We start from the raw sequence: 21,691 nt of genomic DNA on the forward strand, positions 1-21,691 counted from the left end.
ACCTAGAATAACGGGGTGAACGAAATCTTAAACTGACGGGGTGCGCTCCCTCCCCCTGCAAGCGGTCGTGACGAGCAAGCTCGCACTAGGAGGCGCCGGGGTGGGGGTCGGTTTGCATTTCGCTTCGCCCTTTGATCCCCTCCCGCTTGCTCCTTCGGATCAAGCGACCTTCCAAGCCAACTGACAGACAATGACCTCGACCCTCACCCCGCAAACCTACCGCGCCACGCTCGCCATCGGCGACGAGGCCACCGCCCGCCGGATCTCGGATCTCTTGACCGAAACCCTCGATGAGGAGCAGGCCGCCGTCGGCGCCTTCGAGGGACCGGGCGGTCGCTGGGACGTGACCTTCTACTTTGCAGGTCAGCCCGACGAGGCCGCGATCCGCAACCTGGTGGCGCTGGCCGCCGGCGACGGCGCAGCGCGATCGGTCACATTCGACACTGTCGCGCCCAGGGACTGGGTCAGGGCCACCCTCGACGAGCTGGTGCCGGTCCATGCCGGACGTTTCGTCGTCCATGGCCAGCACGACCGCTCGAAAGTGGCGGCCAACAAGCTCGGCATCGAGATCGAGGCCGCGCTCGCCTTCGGCACCGGCCATCACGGCACGACGCGAGGCTGCCTGGTGCTGCTCGGCCACGCCCTGAAGGCGTACCGGCCCCGCCGCGTGCTCGATCTCGGCACCGGAACCGGGGTTTTGGCGATCGCCTCCGCCAAGGCGCTGCGGACCCAGGTCCTCGCCAGCGACATCGACGCACCGTCGGTGACGGTGGCCGCCGAAAACGCGCGCCTCAACGGCGTCGGCCCGCTCGTGGAGGTCACGTGGGGAAGCGGCTTCTCGGCCCCTCGTTTGCGGGAAAAACAGCCCTTCGACCTGATCCTCGCCAATATTCTCGCCAATCCGCTGCGGCAGATGGCAACGCCGATGTCGAACCACCTCGCCGGCGGGGCGCGGGTGATCCTGTCGGGGCTATTGTCGCCCCAGGCGGCTGGCGTCATCGCCGCCTACCGGGCGCGCGGGCTTGTGCTGGAGCGGCACATCCGGATCGAAGGCTGGAGCAGCCTGTTGCTGTGTAAGGTTTGATCGGGTCATTCCGGACGACGCGAAGCGGCGATCCGGAATCTCGAGATTCCGGGTTCGCTCGCTACGCTCGCGCCCCGGAATGACAGGATCACTTCTCAGGCTTCTGCTGCTGCGGCTGGCCGGCATTTTCGTCGGCGGCCATGCGCCTGACGCGCGCCTCGACGAAGCGGTCCAGGAACTGGACAATCAAGCCGCGCGGCTTCTCCGCGGCAGGCTGAGCGGAGGGTACGCGGCGGATCGGCGACGAAATCTTCTCAAAGGTGAAGACGGGCATGGTTGATCCCTCGACGCTAGAAACTGAACGCCCTTGGAACTGCCTTGGAATTCCACCCGAAGATTTTGTCGAACGCTCCGTGACCAACAGTGGACGTCACGAAACGTTCAGCCCCGTCTAACGCAGGTGCAGCAATTCAATCACAATAAATTCCGAATCGGAAGCGATTTGAGTCGGTTACCCCACTGTCGCAGGAAGGATGATACTATCGACCGATGTTTGAAGCCCTGTTCCAGACCTTCGAAGAACCCGAAACCGGCGTCGCTTTGACCGCGCGCCTGTCAGCATTCCGCGAGGAGCTGACGAGACACAACCTGACCGGGTTCGTGATCCCCCGCGCCGACCAGCAGCAGAACGAATATGTGGCTCCGTCGGAAGAACGGCTGGCCTGGCTGACCGGCTTTACCGGCTCGGCCGGAATGGCCATCGTGCTCGCCGCCGAGGCCGCCGTCTTCGTTGACGGGCGCTACACCCTGCAAGCCGCCAAGCAGGTCGACACCAAGGCGTGGAGCATTCAGCCGCTGGTCGATCCGCCGCCGGACACGTGGCTGACGCAGCATCTCGCGAGCGGCGATCGCCTCGGCTTCGACCCCTGGCTGCATACGAGCGCATCTGCGGAGAAGCTCGCCGCCGCCTGCGCCAAGGCGGGCGCGGAACTGGTTCCGGTCGATCACAATCCGGTCGATGCGATCTGGACCGAGCGCCCGGCGCTGCCGCTCGCCCCCGTCGCCCTGCACGGGACGCAATTCTCCGGCGAAGTGGAAGCCGACAAGCTGAAGCGGATCGAGGCCGAGATCGCCAAACTTGGCGCCGATGCGCTGGTGCTGTCGGACAGCCATGCCGTGGCCTGGACCTTCAACATCCGCGGCGCCGACGTCGCGCATACGCCCCTGCCCTTGTCCTACGCGCTGGTACCGAAAAGCGGCCGGCCGACACTCTTCATCGATCACCGAAAACTCTCCAACAGCGTGCGCGATCATCTGGAGCGGATTGCGACCGTCGTCGAGCCCGGCGCGCTGACGCCAAAACTGGTCGAAATGTCGAAGAGCGGCGCTGCCATCGCGCTCGATAACGCCACCGCCGCCGACGCGCTGACGCGCCTGATCACGTCCGCCGGCGGCAAGGTCGTCCGCGGCGCCGATCCCGTCAGCCTTCTCAAGGCCGTCAAGAACGACACGGAAATTGCCGGCACCAAAGCCGCGCACCGCCGCGACGCAATTGCGCTGGCGCGCTTTCTTGCCTTCATCGATCGCGAGGCGCCCGCAGGCCACCTCACCGAGATCGACGCCGTCGAGGCACTCGAGACCTTCCGCCGCGACACCGGCGCGCTGAAGGACGTTTCGTTCCCGACGATTTCCGGTACCGGGCCGAACGGCGCCATCGTGCACTATCGCGTCACCCGCAAGAGCAACCGCCGCATCGCGCACGGCGATCTGCTGCTGATCGATTCCGGCGCACAATATGAAGACGGCACCACCGACGTGACCCGCACCATTGCGATCGGCGAGCCGACGCAGGAAATGCGCGACCGCTTCACCCGCGTGCTGCGCGGCCACATCGCGATTGCCCGCGCGCTGTTTCCCGACGGCACCACAGGCGCGCAACTCGATACGCTGGCGCGGCAATATCTGTGGCAGGCCGGCGTCGATTTCGAGCACGGCACCGGCCATGGCGTCGGCAGTTACCTGTCGGTGCACGAAGGCCCGGCGCGGATTTCGAAACTCGGGTCGACGCCGCTCAAGCGCGGCATGATCCTGTCCAACGAGCCCGGCTACTACAAAACCGACGGCTTCGGCATCCGCATCGAGAATCTCGAACTGGTGGTCGCGGCCGAAGTTGCCGGCGCCGAGAAGCCGGTTAACGCGTTCGAGACCTTGACGCTCGCGCCGATCGACCGCCGCCTGGTCGATCTCAACATGCTCTCCGGCGACGAACTGAGCTGGCTCAACGAATATCACGAGCGGGTGCGCCACGCGGTGCGCGGCCACGTCGACGACGCGACAAAAGCCTGGCTCGACCAGGCGACTGCGCCGCTGTCGTTGTAAGACCGTATTTTCAACGTCATCGCGAGCGAAAGCGAAGCGATCCAGAAAGCTGGATTGCTTCGTCGCTGGCGCTCCTCGCAATGACGGCTTCTTTCCCATCCGCCATTCCCCCACGACATCCCCCGTTGCGCCCAACGCATCCCGCACAGCGAATAGGCGTATTCGAAAACACCCGTATTCGTGGCGGATGATCCCGCTGTAAGTCTGTGTCAATGATTTGGACCGGACTCACATGCACGGGGTTGTAGGCAGACAGGACGCGCTCGCGAACGCAAATGTAGCGGCACCGCGCGTGATGCTGTTGCTGCTGGTCGCCATGACCGGCGTCGCGCCGATCTCGCTCTACATGCTGGTGCCGGCGCTGCCGCTGCTCGCCACCAGCTTTGCCAGCGACATTTCCATCGCGCAGATGACGGTGTCGCTCTACATGGTCGGCATCGCCTGTTCGCAGATCCTGATGGGACCGCTCTCCGATCGTTTCGGACGCCGGCCGGTGCTGCTCGCGGGCCTTACCCTGATGGTCGTGGCGAGCCTCGCCTGCGTGTTCGCCGAGAGCCTGCCGCAGCTGATCGTCGCCCGCTTCTTCCAGGCGTTCGGCGGCGCCACCGGCATGGTGGTGAGCCGCGCCATCATCCGCGACCTCTATCGGCGCGAGCGCATCTCCTCGATGATCTCGCTCGTGATCGCGGTGATGATGATCGCGCAAATGCTATCGCCGCTGACCGGCGGCCTGATCGAGACCGCATTCGGCTGGCGCGCGGTCTTCTACGTCATCACCGCGGGTTCGATTCTGGTCACTATTGCAATCGCGTTGGCTTTGCCGGAAACGCGCCGCGTCCGGCCTAAAACAGGCGGCGGCTTTCGCGGCGATGTCGGCAGCCTGCTGACCAGCCGCGCTTTCATCGGCTATGTGCTGTGCCAGGTGCTGGCGTCGCAGATCATCTTCACCTTCGCCGGCGGCGGACCCTATATCGTCGTCACGCATATGGGCCGCACCGGCGCCGAATATGGCGCGTGGTTTGCGACCACGGGCTTTGCGTATTTGATCGGCAATCTCTTTTGCGTGCGCTACTCGCCGCGTTACCAGCTCGAGAAGCTGATCTGGTTCGGGCTCGCACTGCAACTGTTCGGCAGCTTCCTCAACCTCGTCTGGGGCCTTAGCGGGATCAACCAGGTGCCGTCGTGGCTGTTCGGCACCCAGATGATCGTGATGTTCGCCAATGCATTTGTGATGTCGAACTCCGCCGCCGGCGCGATCAGCGTCCGCCCGGAAGCGGCGGGCACGGCATCGGGCGCGATGGGATTTTTGCAGATGGGCGTCGGCGCGTTGCTGTCGCAGTTCGGCGCCTGGCTCGGCGGTCATTTCACGACGCCGGCACCGCTCAACGCCGCGGTCTTCGCGCTGTCGCTGGCCTGCGCCTCGACCATGGTCTTCATCATCCCACGGCGCAATGTGGTGGTGAGCGAGGAGCTGATCGAACAGGCGGAAGAAGAAGGCGGGATCGTGTGAGGGTGGGCCTATCCGTCGTCTTTGCGAGCGAAGCGAAGCAATCCAGAAAAACAAGGGCTGGATTGCTTCGTCGCTAACGCTCCCCGCAATGACGAACGAAAGAGCGATCACTCCCCCACCATCTTCAGCCACTCGTCTTCCGTCAGTACGGTCACGCCATGCTTCTGCGCTTCGGCGAGCTTTGAACCCGCGCCGGGACCGGCGACGACGTAATCGGTCTTCTTCGATACCGAGCCGGCGGCTTTCGCGCCGAGACGCTCGGCCATCGCCTTGGCTTCGTCCCGCGTCATCTTTTCGAGCGAGCCTGTGAACACCACCGTCTTACCGGCGACGGCCGAATTGCTCTTCGGCTTCTCGGCATCGAGGACGTCGACCTCTTTCTTCAGCCGCTCGACGATGCCGCGGTTATGGCTTTCGCCGAAATAGGCCTTGATGCTCTGGATCACGGTGTCGCCGATCTGGTCGAGCGCATCCATCTCGGCGATGGCGTCTTCGTTGTCCTTGGCGACCTTCAGGCACGCGTCGTGGAACGCGTCCCATGAACCATAGCCGCGCGCCAGCGCCAGCGCCGTGGTCTCGCCGACATGACGCATGCCGAGCGCGTAGATGAAGCGTTCCAGAGAAATCCTGCGCCGGCCCTCGATCGCGGCAAAGAGGTTGCGCACGGAGGTTTCGCCGTAGCCATCGATCTGTTCGAGTTTCAGCTTGGCGTTGCGCTTTTGCAGCGTGAAGATGTCGGCGGGCTCCCGCACCCATTCCTCATCGAAGAAATATTGCAGCTGTTTCTCGCCGAGGCCGTCGATATCGAAGGCACGCCGCGACACGAACAGCTTTAAGTGCTCGATCTTCTGGAAGGGACAAGCGAACTCGCCGGTGCAGCGGGCGCGCGAGCCCTCCTCTCCAGCAGCGGTTTCCTCGCGCACCACGGCGGTGTGCAGCGGACACGGGCATTTCTTCGGAAAGTGAAATTCTTTGGCGTCCTTCGGTCGCTTGTCGATCACGACATCGACCACCTGCGGAATCACATCACCCGCGCGCTGGATCACCACCGTGTCGCCGATCCTGATATCGCGCCCCTCGCGCAGCACCTCGCCCTTGTTGCCGATGCCCTTGATGTAGTCTTCATTGTGCAGCGTCACGTTTTGCACGATGACACCGCCGACGCCGACTGGCTCGAGCTTGCCGACCGGCGTGAACGAGCCCGTGCGCCCGACCTGGATCTCGATATCGCGCAGCACCGTCATGGCGCGCTCGGCCGGGAATTTATGCGCGATGCCCCAGCGCGGCGTGCGCGAGACAAAACCAAGACGCTCCTGCCAGTCGAGGCGATCGACCTTGTAGACGACGCCGTCGATGTCGTAGTCGAGCTTGGCGCGCTGCTCCTCGATCTTGCGGTGAAACGCGATCAGCTGTTCGACCGAATGACAGAGTTTGGTCAGCGGATTGGTCTTGAAGCCGCAATGCTCGAACCACGCAATCATGTGCGACTGCGTGTCTTCCGGCATGTCGCTCATCTCGCCCCAGGCGTAGGCGAAGAAGCCAAGCGGACGCGAGGCGGTGATCGAAGGATCTTTCTGCCGTAGCGAACCCGCGGCCGAATTGCGCGGGTTGGCGAAAATCGTGTCGCCGGCCGCCTTCTGCCGCTCGTTGAGCGCGAGAAACGCCTTCTTGGTCATGTAGACCTCGCCGCGCACCTCGCAGATTTGCGGCACTTTGCGGCCTTTCAGCTTTTTCGGCACGTCTTCCAGCGTGCGGATGTTGGCAGTGACGTCCTCGCCCTCCGCGCCGTCGCCGCGCGTCGCCGCTGTGACGAGTTCGCCGTCTTCATAGCGCAGCGACATCGAGAGCCCGTCGATCTTGGGCTCGGCGGAAAAGTCGATCGGCTCGTCTTCGCCAAGCTTCAGGAAGCGGCGGATACGACCGACGAAATCGATAACGTCTTCCTCGCCAAAGGCGTTGTCGAGCGAGAGCATCGGCACCGCATGGCGGACCTTCTTGAATCGGCCCGACGGCGCCGCGCCGACTTTCTGCGAGGGCGACTCGGCGCTGACGAATTCCGGAAAACGCTTTTCGATGGCGTTGAAGCGCAGGCGCAGCGCGTCGTATTCGGCGTCAGTGACCGTGGGCGCATCGTCCTGGTAATAGCGCTTGTCATGCGCCTCAAGCTCCAACGCAAGGCGCATGTGTTCGACCTTGGCCTGCGCCTTGGTGAGGTCGGCGACGTCGGTCAGTTTTTTGGGTTTTGCTGCTTTGGCCATCATGCACGCATGTAATATGCTTCGTCATTCCGGGGCGCCCGAAGGGCGAATCCGGAATCTCGAGGTTTTAGGCACCCTATGGCGTACTACGTGTATATCGTGGCGAGCCGAAAGGATGGGGCGATCTATATTGGTGTGACGAACGACATTGTCCGTCGCGTCTATGAGCATCGTATAAAAGCAGTCCCAGGCTTTACTTCCAAATACAATATTACACGGCTGGTTTGGTTCGAGATCTACGATGATCCAACCAACGCCATCGAACGCGAAAAAGAGCTCAAGAAATGGAAGCGGGATTGGAAACTTCAATTGATCGAGGCCAAAAACCCAGCGTGGCTCGACTTGTACGATTCGATTTGTCAGTGATCCGATCTCGAAAGACATGACTTGGAATCTCAAGATTCCGGGTTCGATGCTTCGCATCGCCCCGGAATGACGAAAGTCAACCTACGCCGTCGCCGCCTTCAACAACCGCTCGGCAGCGGCGCGGGCCTCGGCTGTAATCTCGGCGCCGGCCAGCATGCGGGCGATTTCCTCGCGGCGGTGATCGGCGGCGAGCGCATTGACGCGGGTGGCGACACGCTTGCCCTTGTCGAGCGCATCCTTGGAAATCAGCAGGTGCTGATCCGCACGGGCGGCGACCTGCGGCGCATGCGTCACGGCCATCACCTGCACCTTGGAGGCAAGCCGGCCCAGCCGCGCGCCGATCGCATCCGCGACCGCGCCGCCGACGCCGGTATCGATCTCGTCGAACACCAGTGTCGGCGCCGAGCCGCGGTCGGACAGCACGACCTTGAGCGCCAGCAAAAAGCGCGACAGCTCGCCGCCGGAGGCGACCTTCATCAGCGGACCTGGCCTGGTGCCGGGATTGGTCTGCACCCAGAACTCGACGCGGTCATGGCCTTGCGGGCCGGGCGAGGCGGGATCGGATTCCACCTGCGTCGTAAATTTCGCCCGTTCGAGCTTCAGCGGCGCGAGCTCGGCATTGACCGCCTTGTTCAGTTTTTCCGCCGATTTGACGCGAGCCGCCGAGAGCTTGCTGGCTGCCGCTACGTAATGCTTGTCGGCCTCGGCCGCTGCGGCCTCGAGCTTTTTCAACTGATCGGCGCCGGCATCGATCAGCGCGACGTCCGCGGCATATTTAACCGCAAGCGCCGCAAGGTTATCGACCGGTGTCGAATATTTGCGCGAAGCGGCGCGCAGCGCGAACAGCCGCTCCTCGATGCGCTCAAGCTCGGCTGGATCGAAATCGGCCGCCGCAAGCGCCACCGAGAGATGCTGATCGGCCTCTTCCAGCGCGTTGATCGCAATGTCGATCGCCTTCACCGCGCCCTCGACCAATGCCGGCGAATTCGCCGCCCGGCGTTCGAGCCGGCGCACCGCGGCCGAGAGAGCTGCGACCGGCGAGTGATCGCCCGAGACCGCCTCCTGCGCCTCGCGCAAATCGGCCGCGATCTTCTCACCCTGCATCATGGTGGTGCGGCGGGAGGCAAGACTGGTTTCCTCGCCATCTTTCGGGGCGAGTTGCTTCAACTCATCGGAGGCGTGCCGCAAGTAATCGGCCTCGCGCGCAGCGCGCTCCATGCCAGCGCGATGTTCGTCGAGTGCCTTGTTGGCCTCGCGCCTGACATCCCATAGCGCTTCCAGCGCCGCGACATCCTTCTCCAGGCCGGAAAACGCATCGAGCAGGCGGCGATGGGTCGAGGCATCGACCAGCGCGCGCTCGTCATGCTGGCCGTGGATTTCGACCAGCGCCGAGCCGAGCGCCTTGAGCGTCTGCACGCTGATCGACTGGTCGTTGATGAAAGCTCGCGTGCGGCCGTCGGCAAGCTGCACCCGGCGCAGGATCATCTCGCCGGTGTCTTCGAGGCCGTTTTCGGTGAGCAGGCTGGAGGCCGGATGGCCCTTCGGCACATCGAATGTCGCCGTCACCTGCCCCTGCTCGGCGCCATGGCGCACGAGGGTCGCATCGCCGCGGCCGCCCAGCGCCAGCGCAAAGGCATCGAGCAGAATCGATTTGCCCGCGCCGGTCTCGCCGGTCAAAACCGCAAGGCCACGGGAAAACTCGATATCGAGCCGTTCGATCAGGACGATGTCACGGATCGACAGACGCGCCAGCATGCGAGGATTAATCCCAGATCACGTTCCAAACAGGTGGAATCGGAACATCATCCCATTTCTTTATTCAAGCATGATCTTTTTGGGAAAAGCGCTTCCCCTGGAAGCGAATCATGCCTTGCCGATGCCGAGCTTCCTGAAGGTCTTGGAAAGCCAGGACCCCTGGTCCTCGCTCGGCTCGAGTCCGCCGGATTTTACGAGATTATAGGCGTCCTTGTACCAGGGGCTGTCGGGGAAGTTGTGCCCGAGCACGGCGGCCGCAGTCTGGGCCTCGCTGACAATGCCGATCGCCATATAGGCTTCGGTCAGCCGCGCCAGCGCTTCCTCGACGTGCCGCGTGGTCTGGTACTGCGTGACCACGGTCTTGAAGCGGTTAATGGCGCCGGTGTAGTTGCGCTTCTGCAGGTTATAGCGGCCGACATTCATCTCGCGCCCGGCGAGCTGGTCGCGCGCGGCTTCGAGCTTCTGCTTGGCGCTGACGGCATATTCCGAGGTCGGGTACTTGCGGACCACTTCCTCGAGCGCGGCGATCGCCTTCTCGGTCCGGCCCTGGTCGCGCGAGACGTCCGTGATCTGGTCGTAATGGGAAGCCGCGATCAGATATTGCGCATAGGCGGCGTCCGGGCTGCCCGGATGCAGCGTGACGTAACGGGTCGCAGCGCCAATGCAGCTGTCATAGTCGTTGGCCTGGTAATAGGCGTAGGCCGACATCAGCAGCGACTTGCGCGCTAGATCCGAATACGGATGCTGGCGATCCACTTCCTCGAACTTCTTCGCGCCGCCCTTTGGATCGCGCTTCTCGTTGGTCAGGTACAGGCCCTCATTGTAGAGCTTGTCCGCCGGCTCCTCGACGAAGGTGTCGTCCTTTTGGGTGACCTTGTCCCACAATTCGGTGGCCGAACTGCATGCGCCGAGCACCGTGCCGGCAACCGCAAGGCCGGCCGCGACGCGGATCGTCCGCGCGAGCGATTCAACGCCCCAACGGTTCGAAGATCGCAAAGATGCGAGCGTCATACGCTTTGTCGACATCGAGTTCAGGCCTGACGCCTTTCATGCGCTAGTGGGCCAGCGCGCAACGAAAATCGGGGGCCAGCGCGGGCCTTGCTGGCGTCGCCCCGCCCCTGTCTATCTAAAACAAGTTTCTAAACCAACCGGATACGCAGCCATTTCGCCCGGATTAAGGCGGATGGCTATCGGGAAAAACACGTAGTTTTGGCGCTTCAAAGCGCGAAAATCAGACAAGGAGAGAAATAAAGACGTTTTCAGGAAACGTCGGGGCCGTAAGCGGGCGCCACCATGCCGCCGACCATGCCGCTGCCGACTTCGGCGTGGGTGCGGGGACGGCGAGAGATCTCGGCCTCGACCACCCGATAGGCGGCGCGATCGGCCAGAAGCGCGGTCAGCACGGCGTGGTTGAGCTTGTGGCCGCCGCGGATCGAACGGTAGGTGCCGAGCAGCGGCAGCCCCGCCAGCGACAGGTCACCGATTACGTCGAGCACCTTGTGGCGAACGCATTCATCGCTGTAGCGCAGGCCTTCGGTGTTGAGCAGGCGGGTCTCGTCGAACACCACCGAATTCTCGAACGACGCGCCGAGCGCAAAACCAGCGCTCCAGAGGCGGGCGACGTCGTTGACGCAGCCGAAGGTCCGGGCGCGCGAGATTTCGCGGCGGAAACGCTCCGGGCTGAGGTCAAGGATGTAATTCTGCCGGCCGATCACGGGATTGGCGAAATCGATTTCGACCTCGGCGCGGAAGCCGGACGCGTTCGGCCGCAGCTCGCCAAAGGAATCGCCGACCACGACCTGCACCGGCTTGATCACCTGGATGAAGCGGCGCGCCGCCGACTGCGAGACGATGCCGGCCTGATCGATCGCGGCGACAAAAGCTGCCGCGCTGCCGTCCATGATCGGAACTTCGGGGCCGTCGATCTCGATGGTGGCGTTATCCACACCCATGCCGCGCAGCGCGGCCAGCACGTGCTCGGCGGTTGAGACCAGCGGGCCGTGGCGGTCGCCCAGCACGGTCGCAAATTCGGTGGCGATCACGGATTCAGCTTCGGCGCGAACTTCGCGATCGCTGCCATCAAGGCCTGTGCGCACAAAAATAAAACCCGCATCCACGGATGCAGGTCCGATCGTAAGACTAACCGGAAGTCCGGAATGGACACCGACGCCCATAACGGTAGCTTGCGCACGCAGCGTTGTCTGCCGGCCGAATTTCATACAGAAGCCCACACTGACTTACCGTGAGACCGGGCTGACTTCCCCTTTAGATGTCAGCCGACTCAGTGGTTCCCCAAGTCACGGTTGAGAATAATCGCTGCCTTATTACCCGCCAACTCACGCTTTTTTACCGATTGTTACCCCATCTCTGCCGTATTCGCGCCAAAGCTTGTCCCCAATCCGGCATCGAACAGTGCCGTCCAATGGCTGTCATCCGGACTCTAGAAAACATCTTTAGCGTTTTAATTTCAAAGGCTTCGACGGTTTTCCACAGCCGCCTTATGGCAAAATCAATAGGGCCCCGGCGATCACGCCGGGGCCCTTTGACATCGCCACGATTGTTACAAGTTTCAGGTCACCTGCCGGCGCAGGAAAGCGGGGATATCAAGATGATCATCGCCCTGTGGTGTTTGGGTCACAGGTGCCGAACGGCCGTGGACGTCCAGACCTTGAGGCGCCTGCCGCGGAGCGTATTCAGATACTGGAGCGCGGCTTGCCATCTGCTCGGCGACCGAGCGCTGCGGCTTGCGCTCAGGCAGCGGCGGCATGGCCGGCATCGCCGGACCCGAGGCGGCCCGGCCGGCAATCGGCGGCTCGCTTTCCTCGTCGCGGCGGCCAAGGCCGACATTGGCCAGACGCTGCAACAGCGACAGCTTGGCCTTCTGCGGATGATCGTCTTCCAGTTCGCCGCGGGCCTGGCGGATTTCGGCCTGGGCCGGCATCGGCAATTCCTCGAATTTCGGCATCCGCGGTGCGCGGGCCGGCGCCCTCTCGGCCGCCTGCGGGATGAAGGTCTCCGGCGGGTGTGATTCGGCAGCCGGCGCGGTCTTCACTTCCGGATCGGGAAACAAGGTCGGCTTTTGCGCGATCGGGCGCACCGTGACGTCGCCATAGGCCGCCGGTTGCAACGGCGCCTGAGCCACAGCCGACTGGGGCGATTCGGTCGCAACGGCGGCGGCAATGGCCGCGAGCGCCGCGCGTTCGACATTGCCGGAACGCGGCGGCGCGCTCGGCGCTGATTGCACGGGATTGGAGGTTTCGAGCTTCTGGGCGCGTTCGGCGAGCCGCGCATTGTCGGCGCGAAGCCGCGCGGTCAGTTCAGCCAGGCGCGAATCGGCGGACGAAGATGACGCCGTGTTGCTGCTCGTGGAGTTGCTGACGGCAGGAGCCGGCGCCGAGCCGCCGGTCGAACGGGAAATCGCCGCCTGCTCGATGCCGGTGGCGACGACGGAGACGCGGATGATGCCGTCGAGTGCCTCGTCGAAGGTGGCGCCGACGATGATGTTGGCGTCCTGGTCGACTTCTTCGCGAATACGGGTTGCGGCCTCGTCGACCTCGAACAGCGTCAGGTCCTTGCCGCCCGTGATCGAAATCAGCAGGCCACGCGCGCCCTTCATCGAGGAATCGTCGATCAGCGGGTTGGCGATCGCAGCTTCCGCGGCGGTGAGCGCGCGCTTGTCGCCGGAGGCCTCGCCGGTGCCCATCATCGCCTTGCCCATTTCTCTCATCACCGCCCTTACGTCGGCGAAGTCGAGATTGATCAGGCCTTCCTTGACCATCAGGTCGGTGATGCAGGCGACGCCCGAATAGAGCACCTGGTCGGCCATCGCGAAGGCGTCGGCAAACGTGGTCTTTTCGTTCGCAACCCGGAACAGGTTCTGGTTTGGAATGATCAGAAGCGTATCGACGACCTTGTGAAGCTCGTTGATGCCGGCTTCCGCCGTGCGCATGCGGCGCTGGCCTTCGAAGTGGAACGGCTTTGTCACCACGCCGACGGTAAGGATACCGGCGTCGCGCGCGGTCCTGGCGATGACGGGAGCAGCGCCGGTTCCGGTGCCGCCGCCCATGCCGGCGGTGACGAACACCATGTTGGCGCCGGAGAGATGATCGCGGATCTCGTCGATCACTTCCTGCGCCGCCGCTGCGCCGACATCAGGCTGCGAACCTGCGCCGAGACCCTGCGTGACCTGCGTGCCCATCTGGATGATGCGCTGCGCTTTCGACATCGTCAGCGCCTGCGCGTCGGTGTTGGCGACGACGAAGTCGACCCCCTGCAGGCCCGCCGTGATCATGTTGTTGACGGCATTGCCGCCGGCGCCACCGACGCCGAAAACGGTGATCCGCGGCTTCAGCTCATGAATGTCAGGAGGAGTAATATTGAGTGCCATGGTTGCCTCTCGGGTCACGCGCGCGTGGGTTCGCCCCGGCATTCAGCCGCGGGGGGTGTTGGTGAAAATTCGTGCTTACGGAAAAAATTCATCAGAAGCCCTCTCGAAGCCATCGTCCGACTTTTCCGAAATAGCCGTCGGTCCCTGTCCGGAGCTGCCGCGTATGCCGCGGTTCAACATGTTCGAGATGAGCGTATTGCGGGTAGACGAGCAGGCCTGCCGGAACCGCTGACGAGGCCCCCTTGGCCTCGTTGGGCAGCCGGGAAAAGCCGAGCGGACGGCCAATCCGCACCGGGCGGTTGAGGATCCTGGTTGCGAGTTCCAGCGTGCCGGTGAGCTGCGAGGCTCCCCCGCTCAAGACCACACGGGCTTTCGGTTCCGCCGCAAAGGGAGAATTCGCAAGCCGGTCCCTGACCATCTCAAAAATCTCCTCGGCACGGTGCCGGACAATGTTCGCGATCGTGGCGCGTGACACGACCTGCGGAACATCCAGCTCGTCGTCGCCGGCAGACGGCACGGACATCAACTCGTGTGCGTCAGACCCGCCGGTCAGCACAGTGCCATATAACGTCTTGATTCGCTCAGCATCTGCAATGCACGCTGAGAGTCCACGCGCCAAATCCATGGTGATGTGGTGCCCGCCCAGGGCAAACCCGGACGCGTGCATGAACCGTCCGCCGGAATAGGTCGCAATCGTGGTGGTCCCCGCCCCCATTTCGACCACCGCCGCGCCCAGATCGGCTTCATCGTCGGTCAGGACCGACAGGCTGGCGACATAGGGGCTCGCCGCCATCGCCTCGACATTGAGGTGGCAGCGCTCGACCACCAGCATCAGGTTCTTGACCACGGTCGTATCCGAGGTCACGACGTTCATGTCGACGCCGAACTGCCGCGCCACCATGCCCTTGGCGTCGCGAACGCCCTTGACGCCGTCGATCGAATAGCTGATCGGCAGCGCATGCAGCGCGGTGCGGCCCTCGGGCGTCGCGTGACGCATGCCGGCGGAGGTCACGCGCGAGACATCGGCTGACGTCACGGCGCCGCCCTTGATGTCGGCCGCCGCCTCGACCAGCTGACCCTGAATTCGCCCCGCGGAAACCGACAGCAAGACCGATTCAACGCGGACCTTGGCCATGTCTTCGGCAAGGGCCACGGCCTGACGAACCGCCTGCTCGCACTCGGTCGGATCGACGACGGCGCCGGCCTTGACGCCGCGCGCCTGGATCTGGCTGTAGCCGATCAGTTCGACCGCATGGCTGCGCCCGCGCAAGGCTTCGCTCGGCGCGCACGGCTTCAGCCGCGCGATCATGCAGGCGATCTTGCTGGTGCCGATATCGAGCGAAGCGACAAGCGCGGTGCGCTTGCCGGACATCGGGCGCGTCTTCGGCGCCTGGGTGCGATCAAAGCCGCTCATGCGTCGCCGACCTTCTTTTTCGGTTCTTTTTTCTTGAGCGCTTCTTCCCGCGCCTTCGCCGCCTCGTCCGACAATTGCACGACGAGGCGATCCGGCAGCCGCAGATCGATCGCGACGATGTCCTTGGAAAACAGGCGCTCGTCGTGATCGAGGTTGCTCAAGGTGAGAAGCGCATTGCCGACGTCGTTTTCCGGCAGGCGGACGTCGAGGCCGTCATTGAGGCGCAGGTTCCAGCGCCGTTCGCCGACAAGGGTCGCAGCCCTGGTCACGGCATTGACCTGCGGATAACGGGCGAGCAGCGCCAAAAACTCCTTGGCGCGGACCGCCGCGCCCTTGCCCACCACCAGCGGCAATTTGATGAGGCGGTCAGGCACGTAGTTCTGCAGCACCGAGCCATCCTCGGAAATCACGAACAGGCGGCCATCGTGCTGCCAAAGGGCGAACGGCGCGCGCTCGGTGATGTCGATGCGGAGCTCGCCGGGGTAAAGCTTGAGCACGGTGGCTTCTGAGATCCAGGCGTCGGCCTTCAGCTTCTCACGGACCGACGCCGCATCCAGGAACAGAAGCGAGGAGCGGCCATTGACGCCGCCGATCGCCAGAACCTCGTCCTGCGAGAGCTGCTTGCGGCCGTTGATGGCGACCGACGTGATGCGGAATCCGGCCGAATTGGCGAGCGCGTTGCGCGTGTCGCTCAAGGTCGTCAGGAACGCTTCGAGATGGCCGCCCTTGACGACGCCAAGCGAGGCGCTGCCGGCCAGCAGCAACAGCGTCGCCGTGAGGCCGGTGCGGCGCGGCAGGCGTTCCAGGAAAGCGATTAGACCGGTCGGCTGTTTGCCGCGGGCGAGACGGCGCGATTTTGCAGGAGACGGCGCACGGGTCAGCCGCGCGCGCAAGGCTGCTGCCACGCCGATGACGGCGTCCATCAGACCAGACTGTTGCCTCGGCGATCGCTGTGACCGGGCGAGACGTCCTCCACCATCCATTACTCGAGCTCGTCAACCGTTTGTGCCCGCAAGAATTTGCGGAGCGGGCGTATGACGGCTCGGCCGTTCCGGGCTTGAGCGTAACCCCCGCTCAAGAAGACCACGATCCCCGCGCGTAGCTCGAGAGTTCCCCAAACAGCACGCGCCCCGGCGGCCAAGCGCATACGCGCCGCCGGCGTTAACCTTCGGACTTCCTGGTAAACAAAGGGTAAATTTGCCCCGCTCAGGACCGGATTTGGCGTGTTTTGATAAGGCTTTGGTAAGTAACGTTAGGATTTCGGTAACGGGTAAGCCGGTTCCCGGCGAGTAGACCGGCCGCAGGCGAATCGGTGGCCTGGTGGTCCGAATCTAACGTTCGCACCCCCGTCTCAGCTGCCACTTTTGCGAACGTTAGAATCAAAAGGACCACTAGTAACTGCAAGTTAGTAGTGGAGTTTGGATTTGACATTCGCTTGACGAGCCTGCGGTCAGGTGGGTAGCGAATGTCAAATCCACTCCACTACCCCCGCGCCCGCCGCTCGGCGATGGCGATCTGACCCTTGAGGAAATCGGCGAAATCGATTCCTTGCGCCTTCAGCTCCTTTGGATAGAGCGACGCCTTGGTCAGGCCCGGCAGCGTGTTGGTTTCCAGATAAACCGGTCCCTTGTCCGAGACGATGCAATCGGTTCGGGAATAGCCGGTGCAGGACAAAGCAAGGTGTGCGCGCGCGGCCATGTCCATGATCGCGGCAGTGATCTCGGGCGAGAAGCGGCCGGGACAGATCTCTTGCGTGGCCGCGGCGAGATATTTGGCGCGGTAGTCGAAGCCGAGCCCGCCCTCGGCCGGAATGATCTCGATCGGCGGCAGCGCAATGACAGAGCCGTCCATCTGCTCCAGCACGCCGCAGGTTGCTTCCGTGCCGACAATGAAGGGCTCGATGACGTATTCCTCTGTTCGCGCAGCATTGCGGACGGCGACGATGTCCTGCTTCGAATTGACGAAGATCAGCCCGTAACTCGAACCGTCGCGCGCAGGCTTTGCGATCAGCTTGCCGTGCTCGGCAAAGGCCGTTTCGATATCGGCAAGCGCGATGCCGTCAGGCGCATGAACGCCGGCAATCGCCGCAAAGCGCTTGGCCGCGACCTTGTCGAAGGCAAGATTCGACGACGCCGAACCTGAGCCCGTGAAAGCGATGCCACGCTGCTCGCATATCGCCTGCAACTCGCCGTTCTCGGCGCGTCCGCCGTGCAGCCCCAGCACCAGCAGACGGTCGTCGGCCTTGGCTTGGTCCATCGCCTGCTCGATCGAGAGACCGACGCGCGCGCCATCCGCCTTGAATGGATCTTCAAAGGGGCGCGCGTGCGCGAGCAGCGCCTTGCCGCTCGCCTCGTGCACGCTGTCGTCGGCGTCCCAGAACCACAGATCGGCGTCGGGCAGCGCCTGATGCAGCGCTTGCGCAGAGGCCACCGACACCAGCCGCTCCTTGTTCGTGCCGCCGAAAAGAATGGTGATCCGCATCAGTTCGATCCGTCCGTGTTGTCATTCCGGACGACGCGAAGCGGCGATCCGGAATCTCGAGATTCCGGGTCTGGTCTTTCAGACCATCCCGGAATGACACTTAACCTGGAACGACAATTCAAAGAGAAATCCCGATCCGCTTGATTTCCCATTGTAACTCGATTCCGGAATTTTCCTTCACCCGCGTGCGAACCGTCTCACCCAACGTCTCAATATCGGCTGCCGTGGCTTCGCCCGTATTGATCAGGAAGTTGCAGTGCATTTCGGAGACCTGCGCGCCGCCGACGCGCAAGCCTCGACAGCCGGCGGCATCAACCAGCTTCCAGGCACTGTGGTTAGGCGGATTCTTGAAGGTCGATCCGCCGGTTTTCTCGCGAACAGGTTGAGCGGCTTCACGATGAGCCTGCACCTCGTTCATGCGGGCGCGGATCGCCTCGGCTGTGGCAGGTTTGCCCTTAAAGCGCGCCGAGGTGAAAATGATGGAGGGATCGACGCCGGAATTGCGGTAGACGAATTTCATCTCGGCGTTCGTGAAGACGTGCCTTTGGCCGTCGCGGCCGACGCCTCTTGCTTCGATTAAGACATCCTTGGTCTCGTCGCCATTGGCGCCGGCGTTCATGCGCAGCGCACCGCCGATGGTGCCGGGAATGCCGAAGAAGAATTCAAGCCCGGTAAGGCCAGCGGCCGCCGCAACTTCCGCCACGCGCTTGTCGAGCGCGGCCGTACCCGCCGTCACAACGTCGCCTTGTGCGGCTGCTTCGCCGAAACCGCGGGGGCTGAGGCGGATGACCATGCCCGGCAGGCCGCCGTCGCGCACGATCAAATTGGAGCCGACGCCGACGACAGTGACGGGGAACTCGGCCGGCAGGCGCGCGAGACAATAAGCGAGATCGTCTTCGTCAGCCGGCGCGAACAGCACTTGCGCCGGGCCGCCGACACGAAACCAGGTCAGTTCCGCCAGCGACTGATTTGCGGTCAACCGCCCGCGCAGCTTCGGCATCGCTTTCTTGAAATCTCCGGTGATGTTTGGAAACGTCATGCGAGATGTCTCAACCCGTCATGGCCGGGCTTGTCCCGGCCATCCACGTCTTGGAAAGCCTCCACCTGGCAGGTGGATACGTTTACATTCTGACGAACCGTCCAAACGCAATTCTTTACGTCGGCGTTACAAGCGACCTTGTCCGCCGAGCATATGAGCTTCGCTCCGGATTCGTCGACGGGTTCACTAAGAGGTACGGACTGAAGCGGCTGGTTTATTTCGAACAATTCGACGATATCCAAGCTGCAATTCAGCGCGAACATAACATCAAGCACTGGTCGCGCGCGTGGAAGGTCCGGAAGATTGTCGCCGTGAATCCGAACTGGAATGATCTCTTCGATACAATCACGAAGTGAAGACGTGGATGGCCGGGACAAGCCCGGCCATGACGAAATTGTGGGCGGGTTGGCGCTCACCCCAGCGCCTTCAATTCGCCCGGCAGCGCGTAGGCCCATTGCGTGATGCTGCCGGCGCCAAGACAAACGACAAGATCGCCGTGACCTGCGAGGCCCTTGACGATGCCGGCGAGCGCGGCCGCATCCGGCAGCGGGATCACTTCGCGATGGCCGTGCGCGCGCAGGCCCAGCACGAAATGATCGCGGTCGATGCCTTCGATCGGCGCTTCGCCCGCCGCATACACTTCGGCCACGACGACGGCGTCGGCATCGTTGAAGCAGGTGCAAAATTCCTCGAACAAAGATTGCAGGCGCGTATAGCGATGCGGCTGCACCACGGCGACGACCTTGCCGTTGGTCGACTCGCGCGCGGCCCTGAGCACGGCCGCGATCTCGACCGGATGATGGCCGTAGTCGTCGATCACGGTGACGCCATTCCACTCGCCGGTCCTGGTGAAGCGCCGCTTCACGCCGCCGAAACCTTTCAGCGCGTTGCGGATGGCTTCGTCCGAAAGCCCGAGCTGATGCGCTACTGCAATTGCAGCGGTGGCGTTGAGCGCGTTGTGCCGTCCCGGCATCGGCAAGGAGATATCGGCGATCTCATGCGCCGCATCGCTCTTGCGATCGCGGATCACGACCTTGAACGTCGAGCCGCCGCCCATCGGCGCAAGATCGACGAGCCGCGCATCGGCTTGCGGGTTCTCGCCATAGGTGATGATGCGGCGATCCTCGATCTTGCCGATCAGCGTTTGCACGACGGGATGATCGATACACATCACGGCAAAGCCATAGAACGGCACGTTCTCGATGAAATTGTGGAACGCCTCCTGGATCGCGTCGAAGGTCTTGAAGTGGTCGAGATGTTCGGGATCGATGTTGGTGACGATGACCACGTCCGCCGGCAATTTCAGGAAAGTGCCGTCGCTTTCGTCGGCCTCCACCACCATCCAGTCGCCGGCGCCGAGGCGCGCATTGGAGCCATAGGCGTTGATGATGCCGCCGTTGATCACGGTCGGGTCGAGCCCGCCGGCATCGAGCAGGGTTGCGACCATCGTCGTCGTCGTGGTCTTGCCGTGGGTGCCTGCGATTGCCACGCAGCTTTTCAGGCGCATCAGTTCGGCGAGCATTTCGGCGCGCCGCACCACGGGAATGCGGCTGGCGCGCGCCGCCATCAATTCCGGATTGTCGCGCTTGATCGCGGTCGACACCACGACGACATCGGCGCCGTCGACGTTCTCCGCCTTGTGGCCGACGGTGACCTTGACGCCCTTCTCGCGCAGCCGCACGACGTTGGCACCCTCGGCGGCGTCCGAGCCCTGCACGGTATAGCCGAGATTGCACAAGACCTCGGCGATGCCGCTCATCCCTATGCCGCCGATTCCGACGAAGTGGATGGGTCCGATCTCGCGCGGCAGTCTCATGGTCGGTCTCTCTCCGTCGTCATGCCCGCGCTCGTCGCGGGCATCCACGTCTTGATTCGATCAACTTATGAAAGACGTGGATGGCCGGGACAAGCCCGGCCATGACATCCGACTTCTAAAAATTCACCGTTTTTGCCTAAATCCCGGCGACTTTTACTACCAGATCGGCGAGCCGTTCCGCGGCATCGAGCCGGCCGGCCTTGCGCGCCGCGTCGGCCATGCCTGCGAGTTTTGCGGGCTCGGCGGCGAGCGCGGAAATCTCGCTGGCCAGCCGGTCCGGCGTGAATTCTGCTTGCGGAATGCGCAAGGCGCCGCCCGCCTGCGACAGCACCCCGGCATTGGCGAACTGGTCCTGATCGATCGAACCCGGCAACGGCACGAGGATCGAGGGCCGACCGATGGCCGCGAGTTCGGCGACGGTGCCCGCGCCCGAGCGCGAGACGATCAGATGATTGGCCGCAAGGCGCGCTGGCAGATCTGTAAAGAATGGCGCGAGTTCCGCCTTGATCTTGAGCCGGTCATAGACGGCGCGCACCCGGCCCAAGTCTTCGTCGCGCACCTGTTGGGTCAACAGCAGCCGCCCCCATAGCGAAGGTTCGAGCTTCTCGATCGCGCCCGGAACGATATCGGCCATGATGCGCGCACCCTGGCTGCCGCCGACCACGAGCAGACGAAATGGTCCGGTCGTGTCAGGCGCGGCGTATTTCACCGCGGCAGCGGCGAGGATCGCCGGGCGCATCGGCGTGCCGACGGTCGTGGTCTTCGATGCGAGGTGCGGATCGCGGTCGAGCACACCGGGCAGCGAGGTTGCGATCGCGCTGACGTAGCTCGACAAAAAACGATTGGCGCGGCCGAGCACCGCATTGGCGTCGTGGACGACGGAGGGAATGCGAAGCAGGCGCGCGGCGATCAGCGGCGGCAAGGTCGGATAGCCGCCGAAGCCGACGACCGCGGCGGGCTTCAATTTGCGGAGCAGATAGATCGCAACCGCCATGCCCGTGGCGAGCGTGACGCCGGTACGCGCCAGCGAGATAGGATTGCGGCTGCGCACGGTTTCGCTCGGCACCACGTCGATGGTGTCGCGGGTGAACAGACCCGAATAGCGCAGTGCGCGCGAGTCGGTCGCAAGCCGCACGCGAAAGCCGCGCTTCATCAATTCCACACCGAGCGCCTCGGCCGGAAAAAGATGACCGCCGGTGCCACCGGCGGCGAGCAGGATGAGGGGGTTTGGCTCCATGGCGCCTCTTTACCGCCAAAGCGCT

The 21,691-nt window shown here is 63.5% G+C and carries 17 protein-coding genes; 5 read left to right on the forward strand and 12 right to left on the reverse strand.

Features of this window, described 5'->3' with window-relative positions; translation table 11 throughout:
* Positions 1-190 precede the first annotated feature (190 nt).
* Positions 191-1,084: a 50S ribosomal protein L11 methyltransferase gene (locus VFB05_RS01950; RefSeq protein ID WP_325008196.1), complete on the forward strand. Its 894-nt coding sequence runs from the start codon at positions 191-193 to the stop codon at positions 1,082-1,084.
* A gap of 88 nt (positions 1,085-1,172) precedes the next feature.
* Here the strand turns inward: VFB05_RS01950 and VFB05_RS01955 are convergent, their stop codons facing one another.
* Positions 1,173-1,358 (reverse strand): hypothetical protein, encoded by a 186-nt coding sequence (locus VFB05_RS01955; protein ID WP_325008198.1) that lies wholly within the window; start codon positions 1,356-1,358, stop codon positions 1,173-1,175.
* Between the two features lie 215 nt (positions 1,359-1,573).
* Here VFB05_RS01955 and VFB05_RS01960 point away from each other — a divergent pair, with 215 nt between their 5' ends.
* Positions 1,574-3,403: an aminopeptidase P family protein gene (locus tag VFB05_RS01960; protein WP_325008200.1), complete on the forward strand. Its 1,830-nt coding sequence runs from the start codon at positions 1,574-1,576 to the stop codon at positions 3,401-3,403.
* A 232-nt stretch (positions 3,404-3,635) separates the two neighbouring features.
* Entirely contained in the window at positions 3,636-4,913 is a 1,278-nt protein-coding gene (locus VFB05_RS01965; protein WP_325008202.1) for a multidrug effflux MFS transporter, read from the forward strand.
* 107 nt (positions 4,914-5,020) lie between these two features.
* Here VFB05_RS01965 and ligA read toward each other — a convergent pair whose 3' ends face one another.
* Positions 5,021-7,171 carry an NAD-dependent DNA ligase LigA gene (ligA, locus tag VFB05_RS01970; RefSeq protein WP_325008204.1) on the reverse strand — a complete coding sequence of 717 codons (2,151 nt, stop codon included), beginning with the start codon at positions 7,169-7,171 and terminating at the stop codon, positions 5,021-5,023.
* A 78-nt stretch (positions 7,172-7,249) separates the two neighbouring features.
* On the opposite strand from ligA, the gene VFB05_RS01975 reads away from it, so the two are divergent.
* Positions 7,250-7,537, forward strand: coding sequence for a GIY-YIG nuclease family protein (locus VFB05_RS01975; RefSeq protein WP_325008206.1), 288 nt, complete (start codon positions 7,250-7,252; stop codon positions 7,535-7,537).
* An 81-nt stretch (positions 7,538-7,618) separates the two neighbouring features.
* On the opposite strand, the gene recN is transcribed toward VFB05_RS01975, so the two are convergent.
* The 8 genes from recN to murB all read right to left on the reverse strand — a co-directional run bounded on the left by recN (position 7,619) and on the right by murB (position 18,613).
* Positions 7,619-9,292, reverse strand: a complete 1,674-nt coding sequence (recN, locus tag VFB05_RS01980) for a DNA repair protein RecN (RefSeq protein ID WP_325008208.1) — start codon at positions 9,290-9,292, stop codon at positions 7,619-7,621.
* Between the two features lie 108 nt (positions 9,293-9,400).
* Positions 9,401-10,318: an outer membrane protein assembly factor BamD gene (locus tag VFB05_RS01985; RefSeq protein ID WP_325008210.1), complete on the reverse strand. Its 918-nt coding sequence runs from the start codon at positions 10,316-10,318 to the stop codon at positions 9,401-9,403.
* 233 nt (positions 10,319-10,551) lie between these two features.
* On the reverse strand, positions 10,552-11,511 hold the full coding sequence (gene lpxC / locus VFB05_RS01990; protein WP_325008212.1) for a UDP-3-O-acyl-N-acetylglucosamine deacetylase: 960 nt from the start codon (positions 11,509-11,511) through the stop codon (positions 10,552-10,554).
* Between the two features lie 350 nt (positions 11,512-11,861).
* The gene (gene ftsZ, locus VFB05_RS01995; protein ID WP_325008214.1) at positions 11,862-13,679 is read right to left on the reverse strand and encodes a cell division protein FtsZ; all 1,818 of its coding nucleotides are present in this window, start codon (positions 13,677-13,679) and stop codon (positions 11,862-11,864) included.
* A 91-nt stretch (positions 13,680-13,770) separates the two neighbouring features.
* Positions 13,771-15,093, reverse strand: a complete 1,323-nt coding sequence (gene ftsA, locus VFB05_RS02000) for a cell division protein FtsA (RefSeq protein ID WP_325008216.1) — start codon at positions 15,091-15,093, stop codon at positions 13,771-13,773.
* The gene (locus tag VFB05_RS02005) at positions 15,090-16,076 is read right to left on the reverse strand and encodes a cell division protein FtsQ/DivIB (RefSeq protein ID WP_325008218.1); all 987 of its coding nucleotides are present in this window, start codon (positions 16,074-16,076) and stop codon (positions 15,090-15,092) included. The genes ftsA and VFB05_RS02005 overlap by 4 nt, the downstream gene beginning before the upstream one ends.
* Before the next feature lie 499 nt (positions 16,077-16,575).
* Positions 16,576-17,574, reverse strand: coding sequence for a D-alanine--D-alanine ligase (locus VFB05_RS02010; RefSeq protein ID WP_325008220.1), 999 nt, complete (start codon positions 17,572-17,574; stop codon positions 16,576-16,578).
* Positions 17,575-17,692: 118 nt separating this feature from the next.
* The gene (murB, locus tag VFB05_RS02015) at positions 17,693-18,613 is read right to left on the reverse strand and encodes a UDP-N-acetylmuramate dehydrogenase (RefSeq protein ID WP_325008222.1); all 921 of its coding nucleotides are present in this window, start codon (positions 18,611-18,613) and stop codon (positions 17,693-17,695) included.
* Between the two features lie 20 nt (positions 18,614-18,633).
* Here murB and VFB05_RS02020 point away from each other — a divergent pair, with 20 nt between their 5' ends.
* On the forward strand, positions 18,634-18,969 hold the full coding sequence (locus tag VFB05_RS02020; RefSeq protein WP_325008301.1) for a GIY-YIG nuclease family protein: 336 nt from the start codon (positions 18,634-18,636) through the stop codon (positions 18,967-18,969).
* A 56-nt stretch (positions 18,970-19,025) separates the two neighbouring features.
* Here VFB05_RS02020 and murC read toward each other — a convergent pair whose 3' ends face one another.
* Positions 19,026-20,429, reverse strand: a complete 1,404-nt coding sequence (gene murC / locus VFB05_RS02025) for a UDP-N-acetylmuramate--L-alanine ligase (protein WP_325008224.1) — start codon at positions 20,427-20,429, stop codon at positions 19,026-19,028.
* Between the two features lie 136 nt (positions 20,430-20,565).
* A complete protein-coding gene (gene murG / locus VFB05_RS02030; RefSeq protein ID WP_325008226.1) occupies positions 20,566-21,666 on the reverse strand; it encodes an undecaprenyldiphospho-muramoylpentapeptide beta-N-acetylglucosaminyltransferase in 1,101 nt (366 codons plus the stop codon).
* Positions 21,667-21,691 lie beyond the last annotated feature (25 nt).

Source organism: Bradyrhizobium sp. (genome assembly GCF_035652035.1).
Taxonomy (GTDB): domain Bacteria; phylum Pseudomonadota; class Alphaproteobacteria; order Rhizobiales; family Xanthobacteraceae; genus Bradyrhizobium.

Bases quoted from the DNA above. Each gene is read 5' to 3' on its own strand.
- VFB05_RS02020 (WP_325008301.1), top strand. From the start codon at position 18,634: ATGGCCGGGCTTGTCCCGGCCATCCACGTCTTGGAAAGCCTCCACCTG.
- VFB05_RS01975 (WP_325008206.1), top strand. From the start codon at position 7,250: ATGGCGTACTACGTGTATATCGTGGCGAGCCGAAAGGATGGGGCGATC.
- VFB05_RS01950 (WP_325008196.1), top strand. From the start codon at position 191: ATGACCTCGACCCTCACCCCGCAAACCTACCGCGCCACGCTCGCCATC.
- VFB05_RS01955 (WP_325008198.1), bottom strand. From the start codon at position 1,358: ATGCCCGTCTTCACCTTTGAGAAGATTTCGTCGCCGATCCGCCGCGTA.
- ligA (WP_325008204.1), bottom strand. From the start codon at position 7,171: ATGGCCAAAGCAGCAAAACCCAAAAAACTGACCGACGTCGCCGACCTC.
- murB (WP_325008222.1), bottom strand. From the start codon at position 18,613: ATGACGTTTCCAAACATCACCGGAGATTTCAAGAAAGCGATGCCGAAG.
- VFB05_RS01985 (WP_325008210.1), bottom strand. From the start codon at position 10,318: ATGTCGACAAAGCGTATGACGCTCGCATCTTTGCGATCTTCGAACCGT.
- ftsA (WP_325008216.1), bottom strand. From the start codon at position 15,093: ATGAGCGGCTTTGATCGCACCCAGGCGCCGAAGACGCGCCCGATGTCC.
- recN (WP_325008208.1), bottom strand. From the start codon at position 9,292: ATGCTGGCGCGTCTGTCGATCCGTGACATCGTCCTGATCGAACGGCTC.
- VFB05_RS02010 (WP_325008220.1), bottom strand. From the start codon at position 17,574: ATGCGGATCACCATTCTTTTCGGCGGCACGAACAAGGAGCGGCTGGTG.
- ftsZ (WP_325008214.1), bottom strand. From the start codon at position 13,679: ATGGCACTCAATATTACTCCTCCTGACATTCATGAGCTGAAGCCGCGG.
- murC (WP_325008224.1), bottom strand. From the start codon at position 20,429: ATGAGACTGCCGCGCGAGATCGGACCCATCCACTTCGTCGGAATCGGC.
- lpxC (WP_325008212.1), bottom strand. From the start codon at position 11,511: ATGAAATTCGGCCGGCAGACAACGCTGCGTGCGCAAGCTACCGTTATG.
- VFB05_RS01965 (WP_325008202.1), top strand. From the start codon at position 3,636: ATGCACGGGGTTGTAGGCAGACAGGACGCGCTCGCGAACGCAAATGTA.
- murG (WP_325008226.1), bottom strand. From the start codon at position 21,666: ATGGAGCCAAACCCCCTCATCCTGCTCGCCGCCGGTGGCACCGGCGGT.
- VFB05_RS01960 (WP_325008200.1), top strand. From the start codon at position 1,574: ATGTTTGAAGCCCTGTTCCAGACCTTCGAAGAACCCGAAACCGGCGTC.
- VFB05_RS02005 (WP_325008218.1), bottom strand. From the start codon at position 16,076: ATGGATGGTGGAGGACGTCTCGCCCGGTCACAGCGATCGCCGAGGCAA.